The organism is Flavobacterium flavipigmentatum (assembly GCF_020911905.1).
In the GTDB taxonomy this organism is placed as follows: Bacteria; Bacteroidota; Bacteroidia; order Flavobacteriales; family Flavobacteriaceae; genus Flavobacterium; species Flavobacterium flavipigmentatum.
Genome location: NZ_CP087133.1, coordinates 2,658,606 through 2,678,946, shown reverse-complemented (window position 1 = coordinate 2,678,946; position 20,341 = coordinate 2,658,606). Strand labels below are relative to the sequence as shown.

General features: G+C 34.6%; 18 protein-coding genes. 8 read left to right on the top strand and 10 right to left on the bottom strand.

Annotation, left to right across the window (positions count from 1 at the left end; translation table 11 throughout):
• Nucleotides 1-79 precede the first annotated feature (79 nt).
• The 6 genes from murQ (at nucleotide 80) to LNP22_RS11645 (ending at nucleotide 4,044) form a co-directional block, all read left to right on the top strand.
• Nucleotides 80-892: an N-acetylmuramic acid 6-phosphate etherase gene (murQ, locus tag LNP22_RS11670; RefSeq protein WP_229973608.1), complete on the top strand. Its 813-nt coding sequence runs from the start codon at nucleotides 80-82 to the stop codon at nucleotides 890-892.
• A gap of 113 nt (nucleotides 893-1,005) precedes the next feature.
• The gene (locus LNP22_RS11665; RefSeq protein ID WP_210665684.1) at nucleotides 1,006-1,227 is read left to right on the top strand and encodes a DUF6095 family protein; all 222 of its coding nucleotides are present in this window, start codon (nucleotides 1,006-1,008) and stop codon (nucleotides 1,225-1,227) included.
• Nucleotides 1,228-1,464: 237 nt separating this feature from the next.
• Nucleotides 1,465-2,037 (top strand): pentapeptide repeat-containing protein, encoded by a 573-nt coding sequence (locus LNP22_RS11660; protein WP_210665685.1) that lies wholly within the window; start codon nucleotides 1,465-1,467, stop codon nucleotides 2,035-2,037.
• Between the two features lie 2 nt (nucleotides 2,038-2,039).
• Nucleotides 2,040-2,612: a DUF1572 family protein gene (locus LNP22_RS11655; protein WP_229973607.1), complete on the top strand. Its 573-nt coding sequence runs from the start codon at nucleotides 2,040-2,042 to the stop codon at nucleotides 2,610-2,612.
• A 169-nt stretch (nucleotides 2,613-2,781) separates the two neighbouring features.
• Nucleotides 2,782-3,153: a DNA topoisomerase IV gene (locus tag LNP22_RS11650; RefSeq protein WP_210665687.1), complete on the top strand. Its 372-nt coding sequence runs from the start codon at nucleotides 2,782-2,784 to the stop codon at nucleotides 3,151-3,153.
• 33 nt (nucleotides 3,154-3,186) lie between these two features.
• On the top strand, nucleotides 3,187-4,044 hold the full coding sequence (locus LNP22_RS11645) for a TerC family protein (protein WP_229973606.1): 858 nt from the start codon (nucleotides 3,187-3,189) through the stop codon (nucleotides 4,042-4,044).
• A gap of 84 nt (nucleotides 4,045-4,128) precedes the next feature.
• On the opposite strand, the gene LNP22_RS11640 is transcribed toward LNP22_RS11645, so the two are convergent.
• From LNP22_RS11640 to ychF, 8 genes are all read right to left on the bottom strand, one after another.
• Nucleotides 4,129-6,849, bottom strand: coding sequence for a DNA gyrase/topoisomerase IV subunit A (locus LNP22_RS11640; RefSeq protein ID WP_229973605.1), 2,721 nt, complete (start codon nucleotides 6,847-6,849; stop codon nucleotides 4,129-4,131).
• 45 nt (nucleotides 6,850-6,894) lie between these two features.
• Nucleotides 6,895-7,497 (bottom strand): hypothetical protein, encoded by a 603-nt coding sequence (locus LNP22_RS11635; protein ID WP_229973604.1) that lies wholly within the window; start codon nucleotides 7,495-7,497, stop codon nucleotides 6,895-6,897.
• A gap of 29 nt (nucleotides 7,498-7,526) precedes the next feature.
• Nucleotides 7,527-9,395 (bottom strand): DNA topoisomerase IV subunit B, encoded by a 1,869-nt coding sequence (locus LNP22_RS11630; RefSeq protein ID WP_229973603.1) that lies wholly within the window; start codon nucleotides 9,393-9,395, stop codon nucleotides 7,527-7,529.
• A 162-nt stretch (nucleotides 9,396-9,557) separates the two neighbouring features.
• Nucleotides 9,558-10,733, bottom strand: a complete 1,176-nt coding sequence (gene pncB, locus LNP22_RS11625; RefSeq protein ID WP_229973602.1) for a nicotinate phosphoribosyltransferase — start codon at nucleotides 10,731-10,733, stop codon at nucleotides 9,558-9,560.
• A 90-nt stretch (nucleotides 10,734-10,823) separates the two neighbouring features.
• Nucleotides 10,824-11,801 carry a transglutaminase domain-containing protein gene (locus LNP22_RS11620; RefSeq protein WP_229973601.1) on the bottom strand — a complete coding sequence of 326 codons (978 nt, stop codon included), beginning with the start codon at nucleotides 11,799-11,801 and terminating at the stop codon, nucleotides 10,824-10,826.
• A 3-nt stretch (nucleotides 11,802-11,804) separates the two neighbouring features.
• On the bottom strand, nucleotides 11,805-12,329 hold the full coding sequence (locus tag LNP22_RS11615; RefSeq protein ID WP_229973600.1) for an NADPH-dependent FMN reductase: 525 nt from the start codon (nucleotides 12,327-12,329) through the stop codon (nucleotides 11,805-11,807).
• A complete protein-coding gene (locus LNP22_RS11610; protein WP_229973599.1) occupies nucleotides 12,326-13,258 on the bottom strand; it encodes a YihY/virulence factor BrkB family protein in 933 nt (310 codons plus the stop codon). The genes LNP22_RS11615 and LNP22_RS11610 overlap by 4 nt, the downstream gene beginning before the upstream one ends.
• Nucleotides 13,259-13,596: 338 nt before the next feature.
• Nucleotides 13,597-14,691, bottom strand: a complete 1,095-nt coding sequence (gene ychF, locus LNP22_RS11605; RefSeq protein ID WP_210665698.1) for a redox-regulated ATPase YchF — start codon at nucleotides 14,689-14,691, stop codon at nucleotides 13,597-13,599.
• A 321-nt stretch (nucleotides 14,692-15,012) separates the two neighbouring features.
• On the opposite strand from ychF, the gene LNP22_RS11600 reads away from it, so the two are divergent.
• The gene (locus LNP22_RS11600) at nucleotides 15,013-17,790 is read left to right on the top strand and encodes a TonB-dependent receptor (protein ID WP_229973598.1); all 2,778 of its coding nucleotides are present in this window, start codon (nucleotides 15,013-15,015) and stop codon (nucleotides 17,788-17,790) included.
• 83 nt (nucleotides 17,791-17,873) lie between these two features.
• On the top strand, nucleotides 17,874-18,626 hold the full coding sequence (locus tag LNP22_RS11595; RefSeq protein WP_229973597.1) for a class I SAM-dependent DNA methyltransferase: 753 nt from the start codon (nucleotides 17,874-17,876) through the stop codon (nucleotides 18,624-18,626).
• Here LNP22_RS11595 and LNP22_RS11590 read toward each other — a convergent pair.
• Both LNP22_RS11590 and LNP22_RS11585 read right to left on the bottom strand, forming a co-directional pair.
• Complete coding sequence (locus LNP22_RS11590; protein ID WP_229973596.1) at nucleotides 18,616-19,779, bottom strand: hypothetical protein; 1,164 nt, start codon at nucleotides 19,777-19,779, stop codon at nucleotides 18,616-18,618. The genes LNP22_RS11595 and LNP22_RS11590 overlap by 11 nt on opposite strands.
• Nucleotides 19,780-19,966: 187 nt before the next feature.
• Nucleotides 19,967-20,314 carry a 4Fe-4S dicluster domain-containing protein gene (locus LNP22_RS11585; protein ID WP_210665702.1) on the bottom strand — a complete coding sequence of 116 codons (348 nt, stop codon included), beginning with the start codon at nucleotides 20,312-20,314 and terminating at the stop codon, nucleotides 19,967-19,969.
• Nucleotides 20,315-20,341: the final 27 nt, after the last annotated feature.

Below are 20,341 nucleotides of genomic sequence, written 5' to 3'. Positions count from 1 at the left end.
CCTACCAATCAAATAGAATTTCATTGTTACAACAACTAAAACTTTGTACCTTTGAAACTTAAAATTTGCATATTCGATAATGACATTTATTAAAACTACTGAACAAGCCTCAAAATACGAACATTTAGAAGAAATGTCTGTTCATGAATTGCTTATCAACATCAATCAAGAAGATAAGACCGTACCTACTGCGGTAGAAAAATCCTTACCCCAAATAGAGGCTTTAATAGAGCAAGTTGTAACAAAACTAAAGCTTGGTGGCCGTATTTTTTATATTGGTGCTGGAACATCAGGACGTCTTGGCGTTGTAGATGCTTCAGAATGTCCGCCTACTTTTGGAGTTCCTTTTGATCTGGTTAACGGAATCATTGCTGGTGGCGACAGTGCCATTCGCCGAGCTGTAGAAAATGCAGAAGACAACGATAAACAAGCCTGGTTAGACTTAAAAGCCTACCATATAACCGATGCTGATATCGTAATTGGTATTGCAGCGTCTGGAACGACTCCCTATGTTGTAGGTGGCCTAGAAGCATGTCACCAAAATAATATAGTTACCGGTTGTATCACTTGCAATGCTGGTAGCCCATTGGCGTTAACCGCTCAGTTCCCTGTAGAAGTTGTCGTGGGTCCAGAATTTATCACAGGAAGTTCCCGTATGAAAGCAGGAACCGCGCAAAAACTGGTGCTGAATATGATTTCGACCGCAGCTATGATTCAACTTGGAAAAGTAAGAGGCAACAAAATGGTCGATATGAAACTCAGCAATACCAAGCTGGTAGATCGTGGTGTAAAAATGATTATGGAAGAAATTCCGGTCTCTTATGACCAAGCCAGCGAATTGCTCCAAAAACACGGTAGCGTGCGCAAAGCAGTCGATAATTATAAAGTGTAGAAAGCATAAACTATCTTCTGTAAAATGTGAGATAAAAAATAGGTGAACACTGCATCTTAAAGTTCGTGAAATTCTACAACCAGAAGGTTTTTAACTTGAAACAAAAACAAAAGATGGCAACAAATACAAAATTACTAGGAAAGGGTGTTAAATATATATCGGGATCGTTACCGTTACTTTTTATTGGGCCATCCTTGATTTATAATGCTTTTATGAATCAGCATACCAACTGGCATTACTTGGTTCTAGCAATTGGAATCGTTGCTTGCCTAAGCGCGATGTTCCTGATTTTTTACGGATTAAAAATCATTATGAAAGCTTTGTTTAATGACTAATTTGTATCTTTACTACAATCTTTTACTATTGATATTCAAGCATAAATAAAATGGATTCATCTCAAAATGATAAAGTAAAAGACTCCAATTTTGTCGAAAAACTAAACTAATTCCTGCAATCCGTTAACAACATAATGTTAGTTTTAGCGTGTATGATTTTAGCATTTCCTATCCAATACACAACATATAATTTACATTCTTAGAGTACGTCATAACGCTCGAAAATCCAAAAAAATCATGGAAAGTCTCATTCACATTCAGAAAACATTCGAGAAAGTTATTTATATCGATAAAAAAATAAACAACCGCGAATTTGAAGACTGTGTTTTTAAAAACTGTGATTTTTCTAACAGTAATTTTGCTTACAATACTTTTTTAGACTGTGAGTTTATCGATTGTAATTTGTCGATGACCAATTTGCTGGGGACAAGCTTAAAAAATGTTACTTTTAGAAATTGTAAATTATTAGGCATCGCTTTTAACGAATGTGATGACTTTTTGTTTCAGGTTTATTTTGAAGAAAGTGTGCTGGATTACGCTGTTTTTTCGAATAAAAAAATGCCAAAAACCAAGTTTATCAATTCTTCTTTAAGAGAAGTGACTTTTATCGGTACCAACTTAACGAGTTCTGTTTTTGATAATTGTAATTTAGAAGGAAGTATTTTTAACGATACACAATTGGCAGCTGTTGATTTTCGAACAGCTTATCATTACAAAATTGACCCAGAATTTAATCCCATGAGAAAAGCGCAATTTTCTACACAGGGAATTGTAGGACTTTTGGACAAATATGACATTAAAATTGTATAATCATGAAAGCAGATGAATCTTATTTAGAAAGTGTAAAAAAGCAATTTCTTTATTACAAAATGCTGGGTGAAAAAGCAATGGAGCAACTCGAACCTGCGCAACTTTTTGAGGCTGTAAACGAAGACACCAATAGTATTGCCACAATTATCAATCATATTGCTGGAAATATGTTGTCGCGCTGGACGGATTTTCTAACCACAGATGGTGAAAAAGAATGGCGCAATCGCGATGCCGAATTTGAAACTATTTTAGAAACTAAAGAAGAGGTTCTAGAAGTCTGGAACAAAGGTTGGGATTGCTTTCTGAATGCTTTAGCGAGCTTAAAACCGGAACAACTTTCAGACATTATTTACATCAGAAACGAAGGCCATACGGTTATTGAAGCCATCAATCGCCAATTGGCACATTATCCTTATCATATTGGGCAGATCGTTTTTTATGCCAAACAACTCAAGAACAGCAGTTGGGACAGTTTATCGATTGCTAAAAATAAATCTAAAAATTACAACAGCGAAAAATTTGCTAAAGACAAAGAAATTAAGAACTTTACCGATGATGAGCTCAAGAGATTTTAGATTCTTGATTAACGATCTATGAACTAAGATTAAAAAAAACTAAAAGCACTTTATTGCGATGATTTTTAGCCCTGATTGAAGTGAAAATCCTTTTGTGACGCTTCTTTAGCGGTACAAAAGATTGTAACGGAAAGCAGGATGAAGCTCCTGAAAAAATAATTACTAAACTATGAAAAAGATACTATTCCTCCTCCCGCTGGCATTATTGATGTCTTGCTATGAGGCAGAGCACAACTGTAAAGACTTTAAAAACGGAAAATTTAAATTTGAATTTGATGTAAATGGAGAAAAGAAAGCAGGTTTTTTTGAGCGTAAAGACAGCATAGAAATTGAGACTTTTGAAGGAAAAACAGATACTTCTACGGTACGCTGGGTAAGTGATTGCGAATATATTTTGCAGAAAAAACACCCGAAAAACAGGGATGAAAAGAAAGCTATTGGCATGAAAATTTTAAGCACTTCTAAAGATTCTTATACCTTTGAATATGGATTAGTAGATTCTGAAGAAAAAAAGCGCGGAACTGTAACCAAAGTTGATTAAATACTCTCGTAACCACAACCAATCTTTATATAAATGGAAATTTTATTTACTCCAAATGCTCTTATAGCATTGTTGACACTTACTTTTTTGGAAATTATTCTGGGAATTGATAACATCGTTTTTCTTTCTATCGTTTCGGGAAAACTAAAAGCCGAAGATCAACCCAAAGCCAGACGTATTGGTTTGCTTTTGGCAATGGTTTTTCGTATTATTTTGTTATTCGGAATTACATGGGTTTTAAGTCTTCAGGAATCGCTTACTCATATTGATTGGGGATTTTTTAAAGCAAGTCCAACGGGTCAGAGTTTGATTATTTTTGGAGGAGGACTGTTTTTATTGTACAAATCGGTTACCGAAATTCACCATAAATTAGAAGGCGAAGAAGAAGGCGAAAAAGGAAAAGCAAGCAACGGATTGTCTGCCGCTATTTTGCAAATTGCGCTTCTGAATATTGTTTTTTCTTTTGATAGTATCCTGACCGCAGTAGGTTTGGTCAGTATGAAAGATCCTGCACAAGGCGGTTTTGGCTACGAGGGCGCATTGCTTATTATGATTTTGGCCATCATTATTTCTATTATTATAATGATGATTTTTGCCGGACCAGTTTCTAAATTCGTAAACGAACATCCTACGATTCAAATTCTTGGTTTGTCTTTTTTAATACTAATTGGAGTTATGTTACTTGCCGAAGGTTCGCATCTGGCACATTTTAGTTTTGGTAATGATGGCGAAGTCGGCACGATACCAAAAGGATATTTATATTTCTCTATTTTCTTCTCTTTGTTTGTAGAGTTTTTGAACTTAAAAATGAAGAAATCGAAAAAGACGGTACAACTTCATAATAGCGAAATTGTAGACGATAAACTCAAAGATACCGACTTTACTAATTAAGCATCAAATAATTAATAAAAAAAACTCCTTTTTGTAGCTACCAAAAAAATATTGGTTTTAAGCACTACAAAAAGGAGTTTTTTTTTATTCTAAAACTAAGCCTATCTGGCCATCATCATCTAATTCTGTTTCTACAGATTCATCATCTGTTAATTCTGGCTTTTCAGGAACTTCTTCAACAGGTTCTTCATAAGGCAACGGCTCTAATAGATTTACTTGTTTTAATTTGTCTCCTGTCAACTGATTTCCTAGTGCTTTGAAGCCTTTTACAGCGATAAAATCTTCAATATCTATGTGTAAATCTTCTTTCTGAACTCCTTTTACTTTTGCAAAAACCAACTGAGCAACCGGACGATAATCTGTTGAAACAATTTCTAATTGCGAATTTGGATGTTCTGTGATAAAACTTTCTTCTTTATTTTCGGTTTCAACCAGAAAACGTTTGACATAATAACGTTCTTTTTCTCCATCAAAATAAATTGCCGAAATTGGTTTTTTAGGCTTCCATTTTTCTAAAACAATCATGTCTTCGTCAAAATGAGTTGATAACTCCGGAATAATAACCTTCAATTTACCCGACTGATTAATTACCAATATTTTGTCACTTGGTTTAAATTCACCAAGCAATTCTCCCCTCGCATCTACATTCAAACGTTTTACTGTATCATCAAACCACACTTTTCGTGGCAATAAAGTCGAAATTCCTTTCTCTTTTAATTCGATCTTTTTGATTGGATATTTGGTTACCAAGTTACCTTTTGAAGCACGTCCTTTTATCGCTAATTTGGCAAAATCAATATCAAATTTCAGTTTTTTGATAGTTCCTACCTGACGCAATAAAATCGTAATTACCTCAGCTTCTCCATTTGGATTATGTGAAAAATAAACTACTTGTGATCCAGCTGTTTCATTGGTCAAATCGTAGGGTTTATCACGGGTAACACCCGTAACATTGAATCGTTTGATGTACGATGGGCCTGATTTTCCGTCACGGTACATCATATTGTAAATCGTACGTTTATCACTCTTGTCAAAAATAGCAACGTGAATAATATCTTTACCCACAAAGGTCTTAGCATCAACTTTTGTTACCAACATTTTTCCGTCGCGTAAAAACACAATTACATCATCAATGTCAGAACAATCGGTAAGATATTCGTCTTTTTTCAAGCTGGTTCCAACAAAACCTTCTTCGCGGTTTACGTATAATTTGGTATTACGCAATACAACTTTTGTGGCCTCAACGTTATCAAAAACACGAAGTTCCGTCTGGCGTTCGCGACCTTTACCATATTTCTCTTTTAATTTTGTAAAATAAGCAATAGCAAAATCAGTCAGATGTGCCAAATTATGCTCTACTTCTTTCATTTCATCTTCTAACTTAGCGATAAAATCATCGGCTTTATCAGAGTCAAAACGGGTAATACGAATCATCGGAATCTGAGTCAATCGTTGCAAATCTTCGTCTACAATTTCTCTAACGAATGATTTTTTGAAAGGCTCAAATCGGTCGTACATGTACTTATAAAGAGCTTCTCTGTCAGAATACAATTTGAAATCAATGTACATTTCTTCGCGAATGAAGATCTTCTCTAAAGTAGAGAAATGCCACTTATTTTTTAATTCCTCTAACTGAATTTCTAATTCCTGACGAAGCAAATCTACCGTCCTGTGCGTCGAAATTTTCAACATTTCAGAAACACCTATAAACAAAGGTTTGTTGTCTTCAATCACACAACCTAAAGGCGCTACAGAGGTTTCGCAAGCTGTAAAAGCAAACAAAGCATCAATAGTTTTGTCTGGAGAAACGCCTGGAAACAAGTGTATTAAAATCTCAACATCAGCAGCGGTATTGTCTTCGATTTTCTTGATTTTGATTTTCCCCTTATCATTGGCTTTCAAAATACTATCAATCAAAGTCGTGGTATTGGTCGAAAACGGAATTTGCGTAATCACCAAAGTATTCTTGTCTAATTGCGCAATTTTCGCACGCACGCGTACACGTCCGCCACGCAATCCGTCATTATAATTCGACACATCGGCAATACCTTGTGTCATGAAATCAGGATATAAGGTAAACGCTTTTCCTTTTAGAATTTTAATCGAAGCATCGATTAGCTCATTGAAGTTATGCGGCAATACTTTGGTCGAAAGACCCACTGCAATTCCCTCTGCTCCTTGTGCCAAAAGCAACGGAAATTTCACCGGAAGATTGTTCGGTTCTGCACGACGACCGTCATACGAAACACCCCAATCTGTAATTTTTGGCGAATATAAAACCTCAAGAGCAAATTTGGACAAACGTGCCTCGATATAACGAGAAGCTGCAGCGCCATCGCCTGTTAGTATATTTCCCCAGTTTCCCTGACAATCAATTAATAAATCTTTTTGGCCAATTTGTACCATTGCATCACCAATACTCGCATCTCCGTGTGGGTGATACTGCATAGTGTGTCCTACAACATTGGCAACTTTATTATAACGACCATCATCCAACTCTTTCAAAGAGTGCATAATACGACGCTGAACGGGTTTAAAACCATCTTCGATCGCAGGAACTGCACGCTCCAGAATTACATACGAGGCATAATCCAGAAACCAGTCTTTGTACATGCCCGTTACTTTCGTAATAACATCATCTCCTTCTTCTTCCTGGTTTTCGTAAAAATGCTGTCCTTCAAAATGCTTAGCATCTACGTTGATAATTTCATCATCATCTCCTTCTTGATTATCATCAAGTTGGTTTTCATCTGAATTATTCTCGTCGTCGTTCGGAATTATGTTATCGTCTTCTTCGTCTTTCATTTTTATGCTGAATTTATTTCAGTATTTTTAGTGTATGATATACTTTTAATAACCTTTTTTTCTTAAAACTTCATATTCTTTTTGTTCATCAGCATAATCAACAAAAAGTTTAATTCCGAATTTTCTAAATAAATCGCCCATCTCGTACAAGCAATATTTTTGAAATCCATCAAGATTTGCTGAGTTTCTAGCCCCATTACAACTCATACAAAACTCATTATATGCGATAATTCTATTTTTGCTGTCTCTAAACAAAATCATATGTCTAGGTCTATAACATGCAGAGGACATTTCCTCAGGAATACAAGTATCACAAACCATCAAATTTAAAAGTTCTTTTTCTTGTTTTTTATTCAAAGTAACTCTCTCTTCAATCATTGTACTATCAAAAGTCAACTTGTAATTATCAACTAAATCTTTAGCAAAAGGTTCTTTGTTTTTATATTCTATAGTATCCCAAGCAATTCGATCGTAATAAGAAATCAATTCAATTTTTGAAAAATTGCTTAAAGTAAAATTTCTCTTTTTAATTACTTTACTTACTGATTTTACAACTTCTACTCCATCATTACTTATTGAAGGCACATTGCTTTCTTTTTTACAGGAGTTCAGAACTAAAATTATAATCAAAAATAGTAATCTGTTCATTGAATTAATTTTATTAGAAATTGAAAAAGTTAAACCTCCTCAACAGCATCCAATTCTACCTTCAAATTCTTGATAATAAATTCTTGTCTGTCCGGAGTATTTTTTCCCATGTAGAAAGACAATAATTGCTCGATCGAAGTGTTTTTGTCCATCATAATGGGGTCTAATCGAATGGTTTCTCCAATGAAATTCTTGAACTCATCTGGCGAAATCTCTCCCAAACCTTTAAATCGTGTGATCTCCGGTTTTGGTTTCAGTTTTTCGATCGCTTCTTTTCTTTCTTCTTCCGAATAACAATAAATGGTTTCTTTCTTGTTTCGAACCCTAAAAAGTGGCGTTTGCAAAATATACAAATGCCCTTCTTTGATTAATTCTGGGAAGAATTGTAAAAAGAACGTAATCAACAGCAATCGAATATGCATTCCATCGACATCGGCATCTGTTGCGATCACAATATTGTTGTAACGCAATTTTTCTAAACCATCCTCGATATCCAGAGCCGCTTGCAACAAATTGAATTCTTCGTTTTCATACACGATTTTTTTGCTCATTCCGTAGGAATTCAAAGGCTTTCCACGTAAACTAAATACCGCTTGTGTATTGACATCACGCGACTTGGTAATCGATCCAGAAGCTGAATCTCCCTCAGTAATAAAAAGGGTACTTTCTAAGTTTCTAGGATTTTTGGTATCGGGAAGATGCGCGCGACAATCTCTCAATTTTTTATTGTGAAGATTGGCTTTTTTAGCACGATCTGTCGCCAATTTTCTAATTCCAGATAACTCTTTACGCTCTCTTTCGGCCTGCAAAATTTTACGCAATAACGCTTCTGCCGTTGGAGGATTTTTATGCAAATAATTATCTAACTTGGTTTTGATAAAATCATTTACAAACGTACGAACAGAAACTGGAGGCGTTCCATCATCAGAACCCATATCTGTAGAACCTAATTTGGTTTTGGTCTGAGACTCAAAAACGGGTTCCATCACTTTGATACTGATGGCACTCACAATCGACTTTCGAACATCTGAAGCCTCAAAGTTTTTGTTATAAAACTCTCTAATCGTTTTTACAATTGCTTCTCTATACGCTGCTAAATGCGTTCCTCCTTGGGTGGTATTCTGACCGTTGACAAATGAGTGATATTCTTCGCTATATTGTGTTTTACTGTGTGTTAAAGCGATCTCGATATCGTGATCTTTCAAATGAATGATTGGATATTCCAGATCGTCTTCGCTAATTGTTTCTTCTAATAAATCTCTAAGACCATTCTCCGAAATGTATTTTTCGCCATTGAAAATAATCGTCAAACCATTGTTTAAGTAACAATAATTCTTCACCATTTTAATGACATATTCCATACGGAATTTGTAATTTTTGAAAATCGTTTCATCAGGCGTAAAAGTTACTTTTGTTCCTTTTCGCTTGGTTGTATCAATTATATCTTCTTCTAAAACCAGGTTTCCACCTGAAAATTCTGCCGCTTTTTGTTTGTCATCACGAACAGATTCTACGCGAAAATAATTCGAAAGTGCGTTGACTGCTTTTGTTCCGACACCATTCAGACCTACCGATTTCTGGAAGGCTTTAGAATCGTATTTTCCACCTGTATTCATTTTCGAGACTACATCAACGACTTTTCCTAACGGAATTCCACGTCCGTAATCACGAACCGAAACTGTTTTGTCTTTGATGGTCACCTCGATGGTTTTTCCGGAACCCATGACAAACTCATCGATACAGTTGTCTAAAACCTCTTTGAGAAGAATATAAATACCATCATCCGGCGAAGATCCATCACCTAATTTCCCGATATACATTCCGGGACGCATACGGATATGTTCTTTCCAATCGAGTGATCGAATATTATCTTCGTTATATTGATTTTGCTCTAGCATAAATGAAGTTTGGATTTTTGGCTAATGTACCATTTATAGTCAAAAAATGAAAGCGTATTTTTTTTTTGTTATGATTAATAACAGCTTTGAATTCTATTTGAATTGATTTTAAAAAAATACTTGCGTCAAAAATATAAAAAATCACCTTTCAAAAAAAAAATACTATTTGATACCAAGCACTCCTTTGGCTAAAGCAATCATTTCGGGCGTTCCTGTATTTTTATTTTTTTCATCAGAAAGTTTCACAACCCCTTGCCAATGGGCGTGATCGAGTTTAACTTCTGTCAATTTAATAACCATATTCATCGACGGTAGGCCGACATCATTGGTAAAATTGGTTCCGATGCCGAAAGACATTTTAATTTTATCCTGACAAAAATTGGCTATACTTTTTACTTTTTCATAATTTAGTGAATCTGAAAAAACAATCGTTTTTGATCGAGGGTCAATACCCATTTTGGTGTAATGCGTAATCACTTTTTGCGCAAACGCAATTGGATCTCCGCTGTCATGGCGAACACCATCAAAAAGTTTGGAGTATTTTTTATCAAATTGTTCGAAAAAAACATTTGTCGTGTAAGTGTCTGTTAAGGCAATTCCGAGATCACCTCCGTATACTTGTGTCCAATTGTCCAGACTAATCAGATTAGCCATTTTAAAACCATATTGCGCGGCATGAAACATAAACCATTCGTGTGCATGTGTGCCCAAAGGCCGTTTATTGTTTACCATTGCAAAATGTACATTGCTGGTACCAATAAAACTATGTCCACCATACGTATGCAACGTTTCATTGACCAAAACATGTACATCGTAGGAGTGGCGACGTCTGGTACCAAATTCTAAAATAGCAACTCCAAGCGCATTATAATTGTCAATCTTCTCTTTGGTTACATTTTTGATAGCTTCATCGTTTAAGCGAATAAGAAGATTTGTTTTGTAAAAAAGCTCAGAAATCAAAGCCATTAACGGTACTTCCCACAAAATAGTGCGGTACCAAAAACCTTCAATTGTAACTTTTATTTCAGATCCCTCCTGAATAATTTGAACTTCTGAAGGATCGTAGCGATAACCCTGTAAAAAATCTAAATAAGTAGGATCTAAATACGGACAGTAATGTGATAAATAATGCTTTTCGTCTTTTGTCAATATCAAATTGGCCATTTCATCCACCGATTTTCGCAATAATTCTGCAAATCCCGCTGGAAATTGATGTTTTCCCCGATTGATAAAAGCATAACGAACCCTTGCCTTAGGAAAAAGCTTTATTACGGCATGTTGCATCGTAAATTTATAGAAATCATTGTCTAAAATAGATTTCAGAAAAGTTGTTTCCATGATGATACTGCGTTACAATTAAATCTGTAAAGCTTTTAATTATTCATAATAAGGTCTTCAAAAAATATAAAAACGGCAAAAAAAACACTCTTATTGCGGTATGATTTTAAAAGAAACAATACTGCTTTGATAATAAAAAAACGTAATAAAGTTGCCTATATTTTTGTCATACGTCACCTCAAATTCTAAAGTCCCTTTTCTTTCTTTGGGACTTTCAATTTTAACTGGCTGGTTCTTTTTATTGAGATAAAAAAGGTTTTCCGGCTTTGTAATATTTTTGAATTTGAAGGTTATTTTATCGCCATATTTTGCTTCAATAATTCCGGATTTAGGCGCAATAATTTGATACTCTTTTTCGATCGTTTTATTATAAATTAATGGCCCGTTGAGAAAATCTTCCTTGCTCAATTTGTCTCCCAAAAAAGAACCTGAATCAGGAAAATGTTTGGTAAAAAAATAATCTGGAGCTGTATCAAAATAAACCGGCGAATAATCATTTACCATTTTACCTTTACTGCTATCGTAGTAGCCCTGTCCCCAGGTAACGTCAACTAATCTCCATTTTTTATCAATCAAAACGTTGTTCCAGGCGTGGTTGGAAGTGGTGTTTTTTCGCCCAATATCACTTAAATTCGTTTTAGAATCTCCACGAACAATTTCAGATTTCAACCCTGCCAATTCGGCTAAATGCTGATACAACGCTGTAAAACCTTCGCAAACTGCTTTTCGGGAAGTAAATGTTTTTTGTACTAACTGATCATTAATCTGACGGATTTTCCTTTGCTTTTCGGCCTCATTAGAATAGCTAAAACCTTGAGTTCTTTGTGGCTTTAACAACGCTGCATAATCATACTTTATATTGAGTGCAACCCAGCTGTAAATCGCTCTCGCTTTGTCATAATCTGTCGTAAAATCTTTTGTGATTCTTTCTGCCAGATTTTCTGTGGTATTAAATTTTGGATATTTTAGAACTGTATTATCAATCGCATTGTATTTTTGAGAAAAAGATACATTTAGAAAAACAATATTCAGAACAAAAAATGCAAAAACAAGCTTTTTTATTGTCATGGATTAAAAACTAGATTTAATACTATCAGTTAATTCTTTGTTTAGCTCAGCATTCGAAATTTTATTTTCCTGTAAATCGAAATTGGCATTAAAAGCCGGTAACGAAAAAGTAGCTTTGATCTGCGCACCATACCTTGGAAAAGCATTATTGGCAATTTCTAAAACCGAAGCACCGCCTCTTGGACCGGGAGAAGTCGCCAATAATAACATTGGTTTTTGCTGAAAAACTTCTTTCATTATTCTGGAGCACCAGTCAAATATATTTTTGAAAGCAACTGAATAATTACCGTTATTTTCGGCCAGAGAAACGACCAGAATATCTGCTCTTTCGATTTTCTTCAAAAAAGCTTTTGCCAATTCATGCTGCCCCACTTCTTTTTCCAGATCAACACTAAATAATGGCATGGCGTAATTATTTAAATCTAAAACTTCGACTTCTGCATTTTCAAATAAACTTGCCGCATACGTTGCAAGATGTTTGTTGATCGACTGCTGGCTGTTACTTCCTCCAAAGGCTATTATTTTCATTTTTTGTGTTTTACAGGTTCACTTATTTCAAAAATTTCTTTTTTTATCTCTACCGAATACTCGTTGGGGAAAATTTTACCACCGTAGGATTTTGCATATACTTTGGTAAATTCTGCCCCAAAATACAGAATTATTGCCGAATAATAGACCCAAACCAAAATAATTATTACCGAACCGGCCGCTCCATATAAAGAGGCAACGGTTGAACTGCCCAAATAAAAACCGATAGCAAATTTACCGATCATAAAAAGTACCGCCGTAACAATAGAACCTATAAAAGCATCTTTCCACCTTATTTTTCCGTCGGGTAATGTTCTGAAAATGATCGTAAACAGAAATGTAATACTCGCCAAAACAATAATCAAATTGACTACATAAAACAAATAAACGGTGCTTTCTGGAAAATATATTTTTAATCGTGAACTTACGACATCAAGTGTGGTATTGACAAAAAGACTCACCAACATCAAGAAACCAACTGAAGCAATCATTGAGAACGACATGAGGCGATTTTGTATGAATTTTTTAAGTCCTTTGTTGGGTTTGGCGCGCAAGCCCCAAATAAAATTGATAGAACTCTGGATTTCCGCAAAAACTCCCGAAGCCCCGATGAGCAGCATAATAACTCCGAATACGGTAGCAAAAACATTGTTGCCTGACAGTTCTACATTTTTTATAGCTTCTTGAATCTGAATTGCGGCTCCGTTACCTACCAAACCATTTATTTGTCCGTATAATTGTCCCGCCACGGCTTCTTCTCCAAAGAAAAATCCGCAGATTGTAATGATAATAATCAATAAAGGTGGTAACGCAAAAATGGTGTAATAGGATAATGCTGCACTGAGTTTGATCGCATTATCATCATCAAATTCTAAAAAGGTATTCTTTAACAGAAACCATGTTTTTGCGAATATATTTTTTACTTTCAAGACTGCTCTGGTTTTTGGATATATGCTCAAATGTACGGATTAATAAGAATATAGATTTCCTGCTTTTTTTGTAAATTTTATATTTTTACCATGTTGTTTCTATCTACCCCAGATTGCAATGGAAAGCATTTTTTGTGAATGGCTATTTTTTGTGGCGATAAAAAAGCGACTGAAAGAAGCTCTTTTTATGCCCAACAAAAAAAGCAATTTGCGAAAAATCTTGGAGTGTAAAGCTGGATTGGGTTCTGAAAATTGTTCTTTTGAAAAGATACTTTTTGAGCATAAAAAAACTGCTGAATTTCTTCAGCAGTCTACTTTATTTATTTATTGGTGGAAATTTATACGTTGAAACGGAAGTGCATTACGTCTCCGTCTTTTACAATGTATTCTTTTCCTTCTACTTTGAATTTTCCAGCTTCTTTTGCTTTTGCTTCAGAACCGTAATGAACGTAATCTTCGTATGAAATTACCTCTGCACGGATGAATCCTTTTTCGAAATCGGTGTGGATTACTCCTGCGGCTTGTGGCGCAGTTGCCCCGATGTTGATGGTCCAAGCGCGCACTTCTTTTACACCTGCCGTGAAATAAGTTTGTTGTTTTAAAAGTTTGTAAGCTGCACGAATTAAAACAGATGCTCCTGGTTCTGTCAAGCCCATATCTTCTAGAAAAACCTGACGCTCTTCGTAGCTTTCTAGTTCTGTAATATCTGCCTCTGCTCCTACCGAAAGAATGATTACTTCGGCGTCTTCGTCTTTTACTAATTCGCGAACCTGATCTACATATTTGTTTCCGTTTACTGCCGAATTTTCATCAACATTACAAACGTACAATACTGGTTTTGACGTAATCAACTGAAAAGCTTCCATAAGAACCTCTTCATCATTATTTTGAGGAATTATAGTTCTTGCCGATTTTGCCTGCAACAACGCTTCTCTAATTCTGTTTAGCAATGCCTCTTCTACCTGCGCTTCTTTATTACCTGTTTTGGCAGCTCGTTTTACTTTTTCAAGACGTTTTTCTACCGTTTCTAAATCTTTTAATTGTAGTTCGATATCAATCGTTTCTTTGTCACGAATTGGGTTTACATTTCCGTCTACGTGTACAATATTGTCATTATCAAAACATCTTAGCACGTGAATAATCGCGTTGCACTCTCTGATGTTTCCTAAAAACTGGTTTCCAAGACCTTCGCCTTTACTTGCCCCTTTTACCAAACCTGCAATATCTACGATATCTACGGTGGCCATTTGTACGCGCTCGGGTTTTACCAATTCTTCCAATTTATTGATTCTCGGATCTGGTACATTTACAACACCAATATTAGGTTCGATGGTACAAAACGGAAAGTTGGCACTTTGCGCTTTTGCATTTGACAAACAATTAAATAATGTTGATTTTCCAACATTTGGCAATCCTACAATTCCTGCTTTCATCTGTAGATACTATTTATTTTTATTTGATCCTGAGTGACTCAGGCCTTACCATTACTGCTTCTGCCTTACTGTTTTAGGAGAAACTATTACGGAAATATGTTTTGTTATTTCGAATTATCAATTTCTGACAAAATGATAGTTTTTAGCTTTAAAATTTTGCAAATATAAGATTTATTAGCTTGTAATATACCCAAAATTGCGGATTAATGTTTTTTTAAGGCAATTCCTAAAAAAAAACAAACTTATTACTAATCTTTTGTTAAAAACTACTACTTTTATCACAATAGATAACAAACCAATAACCAAAATTAAAAACAAAGTATGAAAAAAATTGCAGTATTATTATTTCTATTTAATGCCTTAATTGCCTTTGCTCAAAAGGAAGTTACGGGTGTAGTCAAAGACAATACGGGTAATCCCCTACCTGGTGTTAACATTGTTGAAAAAGGAACAACTAACGGTGTCACTACCGATATCGAAGGTTTTTATAAAATTAAAGTGCAGGAAGGTGCTTCATTAGTTTATAGTTATGTAGGATACAATACTATAACCAGATTGGCAAATGCTACAACAATTGATGTTTCATTATCAGAAGAAGGTGGTCAGAATCTTGATGAAGTGGTCGTAACCGGATCACGAACAGCAGCAAGAAGCAACACTACCACTGCATTACCAATTGATGTACTATCCTCCAAAGACCTGACCTCGACAGGACAAGCTTCCTTTGATAAAGCATTACAATACAAAATCCCTTCTTTTAATACCGTACAAACTCCTGTAAATGATGCTACATCATTATTAGACCCGTACGAAATTAGAAATATGGGGCCAAGCAGAACCTTGATCCTTATTAATGGTAAACGTAAAAATTTAAGTTCATTACTTTATGTGCAGACTTCTCCGGGACGTGGAGAAACAGGTGCCGATATTTCTGCTATTCCAACAGACGCTATCGAAAGAGTGGAGATTTTACGTGATGGTGCTTCTGCTCAATACGGTTCTGATGCGATTGCCGGAGTTATGAACATTATTTTAAAGAAAAACAGAACAGATAGTGCAGTAACTTTAAGAAGCGGAATTACTTCTGAAGGTGATGGCGAAATGCTGGGTGTGAGCTTAAATAGCGGTACAACCGTTGGAGAAAAAGGATTTTTGAATTATACTATCGATTTCTCTAAAGTAAGTTTAGCCAACAGACCTGGTACTGTTGATGCAGAAGGTGACGCTGGAGATTTTGGTGCTAATATTGCTGATGTTCAATCTTTTCTTAACCGTCGTCCAGATGCTGGAAACGTAAATGGTTCTCCAGAAACAGCTGCTGCAAAATTCTTAATTAATGGTGGAAGTCCAATTAGTGAAAACACAGACTTATACTATAATGCGGCGTATGTATATAAAAAAGTAAACTCTTTTGCTAACTACAGAACACCATATTGGAGACCATTAGATCCTGCTAATCCTTATTTAAATGATTTTTTCGGAAATGGTGATGATTCAAATCCTTCTTATGATGGTTATGCTCCTACTTTTGAAGGAGAGTTAAATGATTATAACGCTACTTTAGGTTTCAAAAATGTCAAAAATGGCTGGAATACAGATGGTAGTTTAACTGTAGGCGGTAATAAACAAACTTATACGGTAAACAACTCCGTAAACAGATCTGATTTGGTTGACGCAGATGGAAACAATATTTATCTAGAAAATAGCCCTATTTCGTTTAAGCCAGGTGGAACTTCTTTTAACCATGTTGTTGGAAACATTGATATTTCGAGAATTGTATCTGATCAAATAAGTATTGGTTTTGGAACTGAATTTAGAACTGAGAATTTTTCTGTAATTGAGGGTGATAAAGCCTCTTGGGATGGAACTGGTGCTGACTCTTTTGCAGGAAACAGACCTGAAAATTCTGGAAAATGGAACCGATATAACGTGGGTGTTTACTTGGATGTGGCCTTTGATATCACAAAAGACTTCTTGATCAACGGAACAGTTCGTCATGAAGAATATAGTGATTTTGGTGGAGCTACCGTTTGGAAAGCAAGTACCAGATATAAATTTTTGGAAGATAAAATTACTTTAAGAGGATCTATTTCTACAGGTTTTAGAGCACCAACATTACACCAAATTTATACGCAAAAATCACAATATTCTTTTGTTCCTGGTGAAGGAATTCAAGTGAGTGGAATCATTAATAATGTTTCACCTCAGGCTCGTAAATTAGGTGTAAATCAATTGCAACCAGAAAAATCAACAAACATAACAGTTGGTCTTGGAGCAAAACCTTTCAAGAATTTTAATATAACACTTGATTACTACAATATTAAAATAGAAGACAGAGTAACTTTAGGAGACAGAAGATATGAGGTGATAACTCCAGCAGATCCAGCTCAACCTTCAGAAGTTATTGGTAATGTTGCCTATTTTTCTAATGCTTTTGACTCTAGAACTACTGGTTTAGATGTCGTTACTGGTTATAGTAACATTGGTATAGGAGAAGGTAAATTAGGTTTTAATTTATCTGGAAACATTACTTTTGAAAACAAAAGAATTTCTGGAATGAAAAACAATAGTTCTTTCAGTGATATTTTAAACTCACTTGCTTTTACTTCAAGACCAAATACAAAATGGATTTTTGGAGCTAATTATGATATTGGAAAATTTGGATTCTCTCTTAATAATACTTATTTTGGAAAATCTACTTTTAACCAAGACGGTTTAGTTTCTAATGAAGTAAGAGATACTGATGGAAATTTGGTAAGAAATCCTGATGGTAGTGGTGAAACATTGCGAGATGACAACCAACCCAACCTAAAAACACAATTCCTTGCCAAAATTGTTACTGATTTAGGAGTTAATTTTACTGCTACAGAAAAATTAACAATCTCGCTAAACGTAAACAACTTATTTAATGTTTTACCAGAATGGAAATTTGTTGCCGAAAATGCTGCTGGATCAGCATTGTTAGCAGATCCTGCACAAGTTAAAGCACAATCTAACTTAATTACATTCAACCAACGTTATTCTAGAATGACATATGATGGTTCGCATTTTAGTCAATTAGGAACTATGTTTAATTTATCTTTAAACTATAAATTCTAATTTAGAATATTAAAAATATTTAGAAAGGGCTATCATTTGATATGCCCTTTTTTTTATAATTTTATAATTAAAAAACAATTGTTATGGCAAATTTATACGACGGAAAAATGGCTGCAATTTACGATGCAATGTATCAAACTTTTGTTGACTACGACCAAGAATATGCTTTTTACAATACTCTGATACAGGAAAATAATGCCTCCAGTATTTTAGAAATTGGCAGCGGCACCGGAAACCTTGCCAAAAGATTCGAACAAAACAAACAAAATTACCAAGGTCTCGATTATAGCGATGACATGATTGCCATTGCCAAAGAACGCAATAAAAATTGTTCTTTTATGCAAGGTGACATGCGCAATTTTCAACTCAAAAATCCGGTAGACGCTATCCTAATTACGGGACGAAGCACCAGTTACCTCATTACCAATGCTGATGTCAATACTACTTTTGATGCCATTTTTAAGAATTTAACTAAAGATGGTGTTCTTATTTTTGATTTTATAGATGCCAATCGATTTATTCCTTTTACCAAAGAAAACCCTGTTATCACTCACGAAGCTGAATATAAAAACGTCAATTACATAAGGGAAAGTCATTGGGATACCAACAATTCTCTGGAAAATTTTATGCTCGAATGGAACGCAGAATATTACACTATGTCAAATGGTAAAAAAGAAGTGATTGAAAATGATTTTTCGACAGTGCGTGTTTTTACTCTTAATGAAATTCAGCTTTTTCTCTATCTTAATAATTTCGAAATTATTAAAACTATCGACAGAAAAACGTACGCTTATGATACGTATGTTATTGTAGCAAGAAAAAAAATCACAGCTTAAATTCCAACGAATCAATAATTGCTTTTTCTTCGTCGGTTGCTGTAAATCCAGAAATATCCCAGTATTTTGTCAGCACTTTATTCTTTTTATTGAAAAGTGTTTTTTCTTTAAAAACATCACTTTCATTGTAAGTGAAATTTTGTTTATTAAAATTGGTAGTAATAAAATTATTGCGAACCTGAATATTTTTTACTTTATCTTTCAGAACCAGATCATAGGCTATTTCTTCGTTAGAACTGAGCAAATAATAATCCTCACCATCAATTCTGTAAGTTACCTTAATTACCGATCTGGTAACATTTTTAGCACCTAGTTTCGTTTCTTCTTCAATTTGAATTAGATTGGCAGGCTTAATAATAATACTATATTCTACAATTAACTTTTTTATCGGATCATAAATAATCTCATACGTTTCAAGCGCCTTTTTAGATGTATCCAACGGAGTCACAGACATAATATAATAGTCCTTATTATTTGGATGACCCGTTGTTGTAAACTCATATTCTTTCTTCGTTTTTGAATCTAAAAGAGGATCAAGATATTTTAAATTTGAATAATTTTCCATAATATTATTCAAATTATATCCCTTTAAATCGGCACTAACATCAGTTTCCAGCAATCCATAAGACCTGTTTTGCTCTACTAATAATGTGGTGGTAGATTTCTTTTGATTTCCTTCAAATTGAAAATTTACCAATCCGTCATTATAATAAGAATATTTATTATCCAGCATGAAAAACTCTCTTACATACACTTTTAATCTGTACGAATTGGCAAGTTTCTGCCTTGAATTAGAAACAATTTTTTGAAGATTTTTTTCAGGATTCTCTTTTGAGACAACAATTTCTGCCAATTTATTGTTGTTACTTTTAAGATAAACGACAAATAAATCCGGTTTTAAAGATGCCCAGCGAAGCAACACTTTTTCGTAATTTGTTTCAGAGACCTCAATATTTGAACCTCCCGTTAACATAAAACTTACTTTACCTTCTTTATTACTTATCAAAATTTGTTTTGTCTTTGCTATTACAACGGTTGCATTTTCTATGGGCAACTGAGTTTCTATATCTTTTACAACAATAGAATATTCTTTGCTTTGAGAAAAAACGGTAACATAAAAGAATATGAAAAATAAAACTATTAATCTCTTCATTGTTTATTGTGAAATTTACTTTTTATGAATTCACATCAAATTAACAAAAATAAAACGTTAAATATCAATACAATACACAACAAAACGCAAAAGAGCAAAAAAAAAGCAAAAAAAATCCTAAGTTTAACACTTAGGACTCCTTTTTTATGTAAGTTTTGAAATGAATTCAAAATTATATGACTAACTGTTATCCATGCAAAAACGCCTGTCTGTTTAACAAGGTTTCTTCATCTTCTACGTGATTATCATCAGGTATACAACAATCAACAGGACATACAGCAGCACATTGAGGCTCATCGTGAAAACCTTTACACTCAGTACATTTACCAGGAACGATGTAATACACTTCGTCAGAAATAGGCGTCTGCGCATCTTCTGCATCGACCTCAGTTCCGTCTGGCAAAATTACTTTTCCAGAAAGACTTGTTCCATCTTTATATCTCCAATCGTCAGCACCTTCATAAATTGCTGTATTTGGGCATTCTGGTTCACAAGCCCCGCAGTTTATGCATTCGTCAGTTATTATTATTGCCATTGTTTTTCAGTCTTAAAGTTAAAAGTC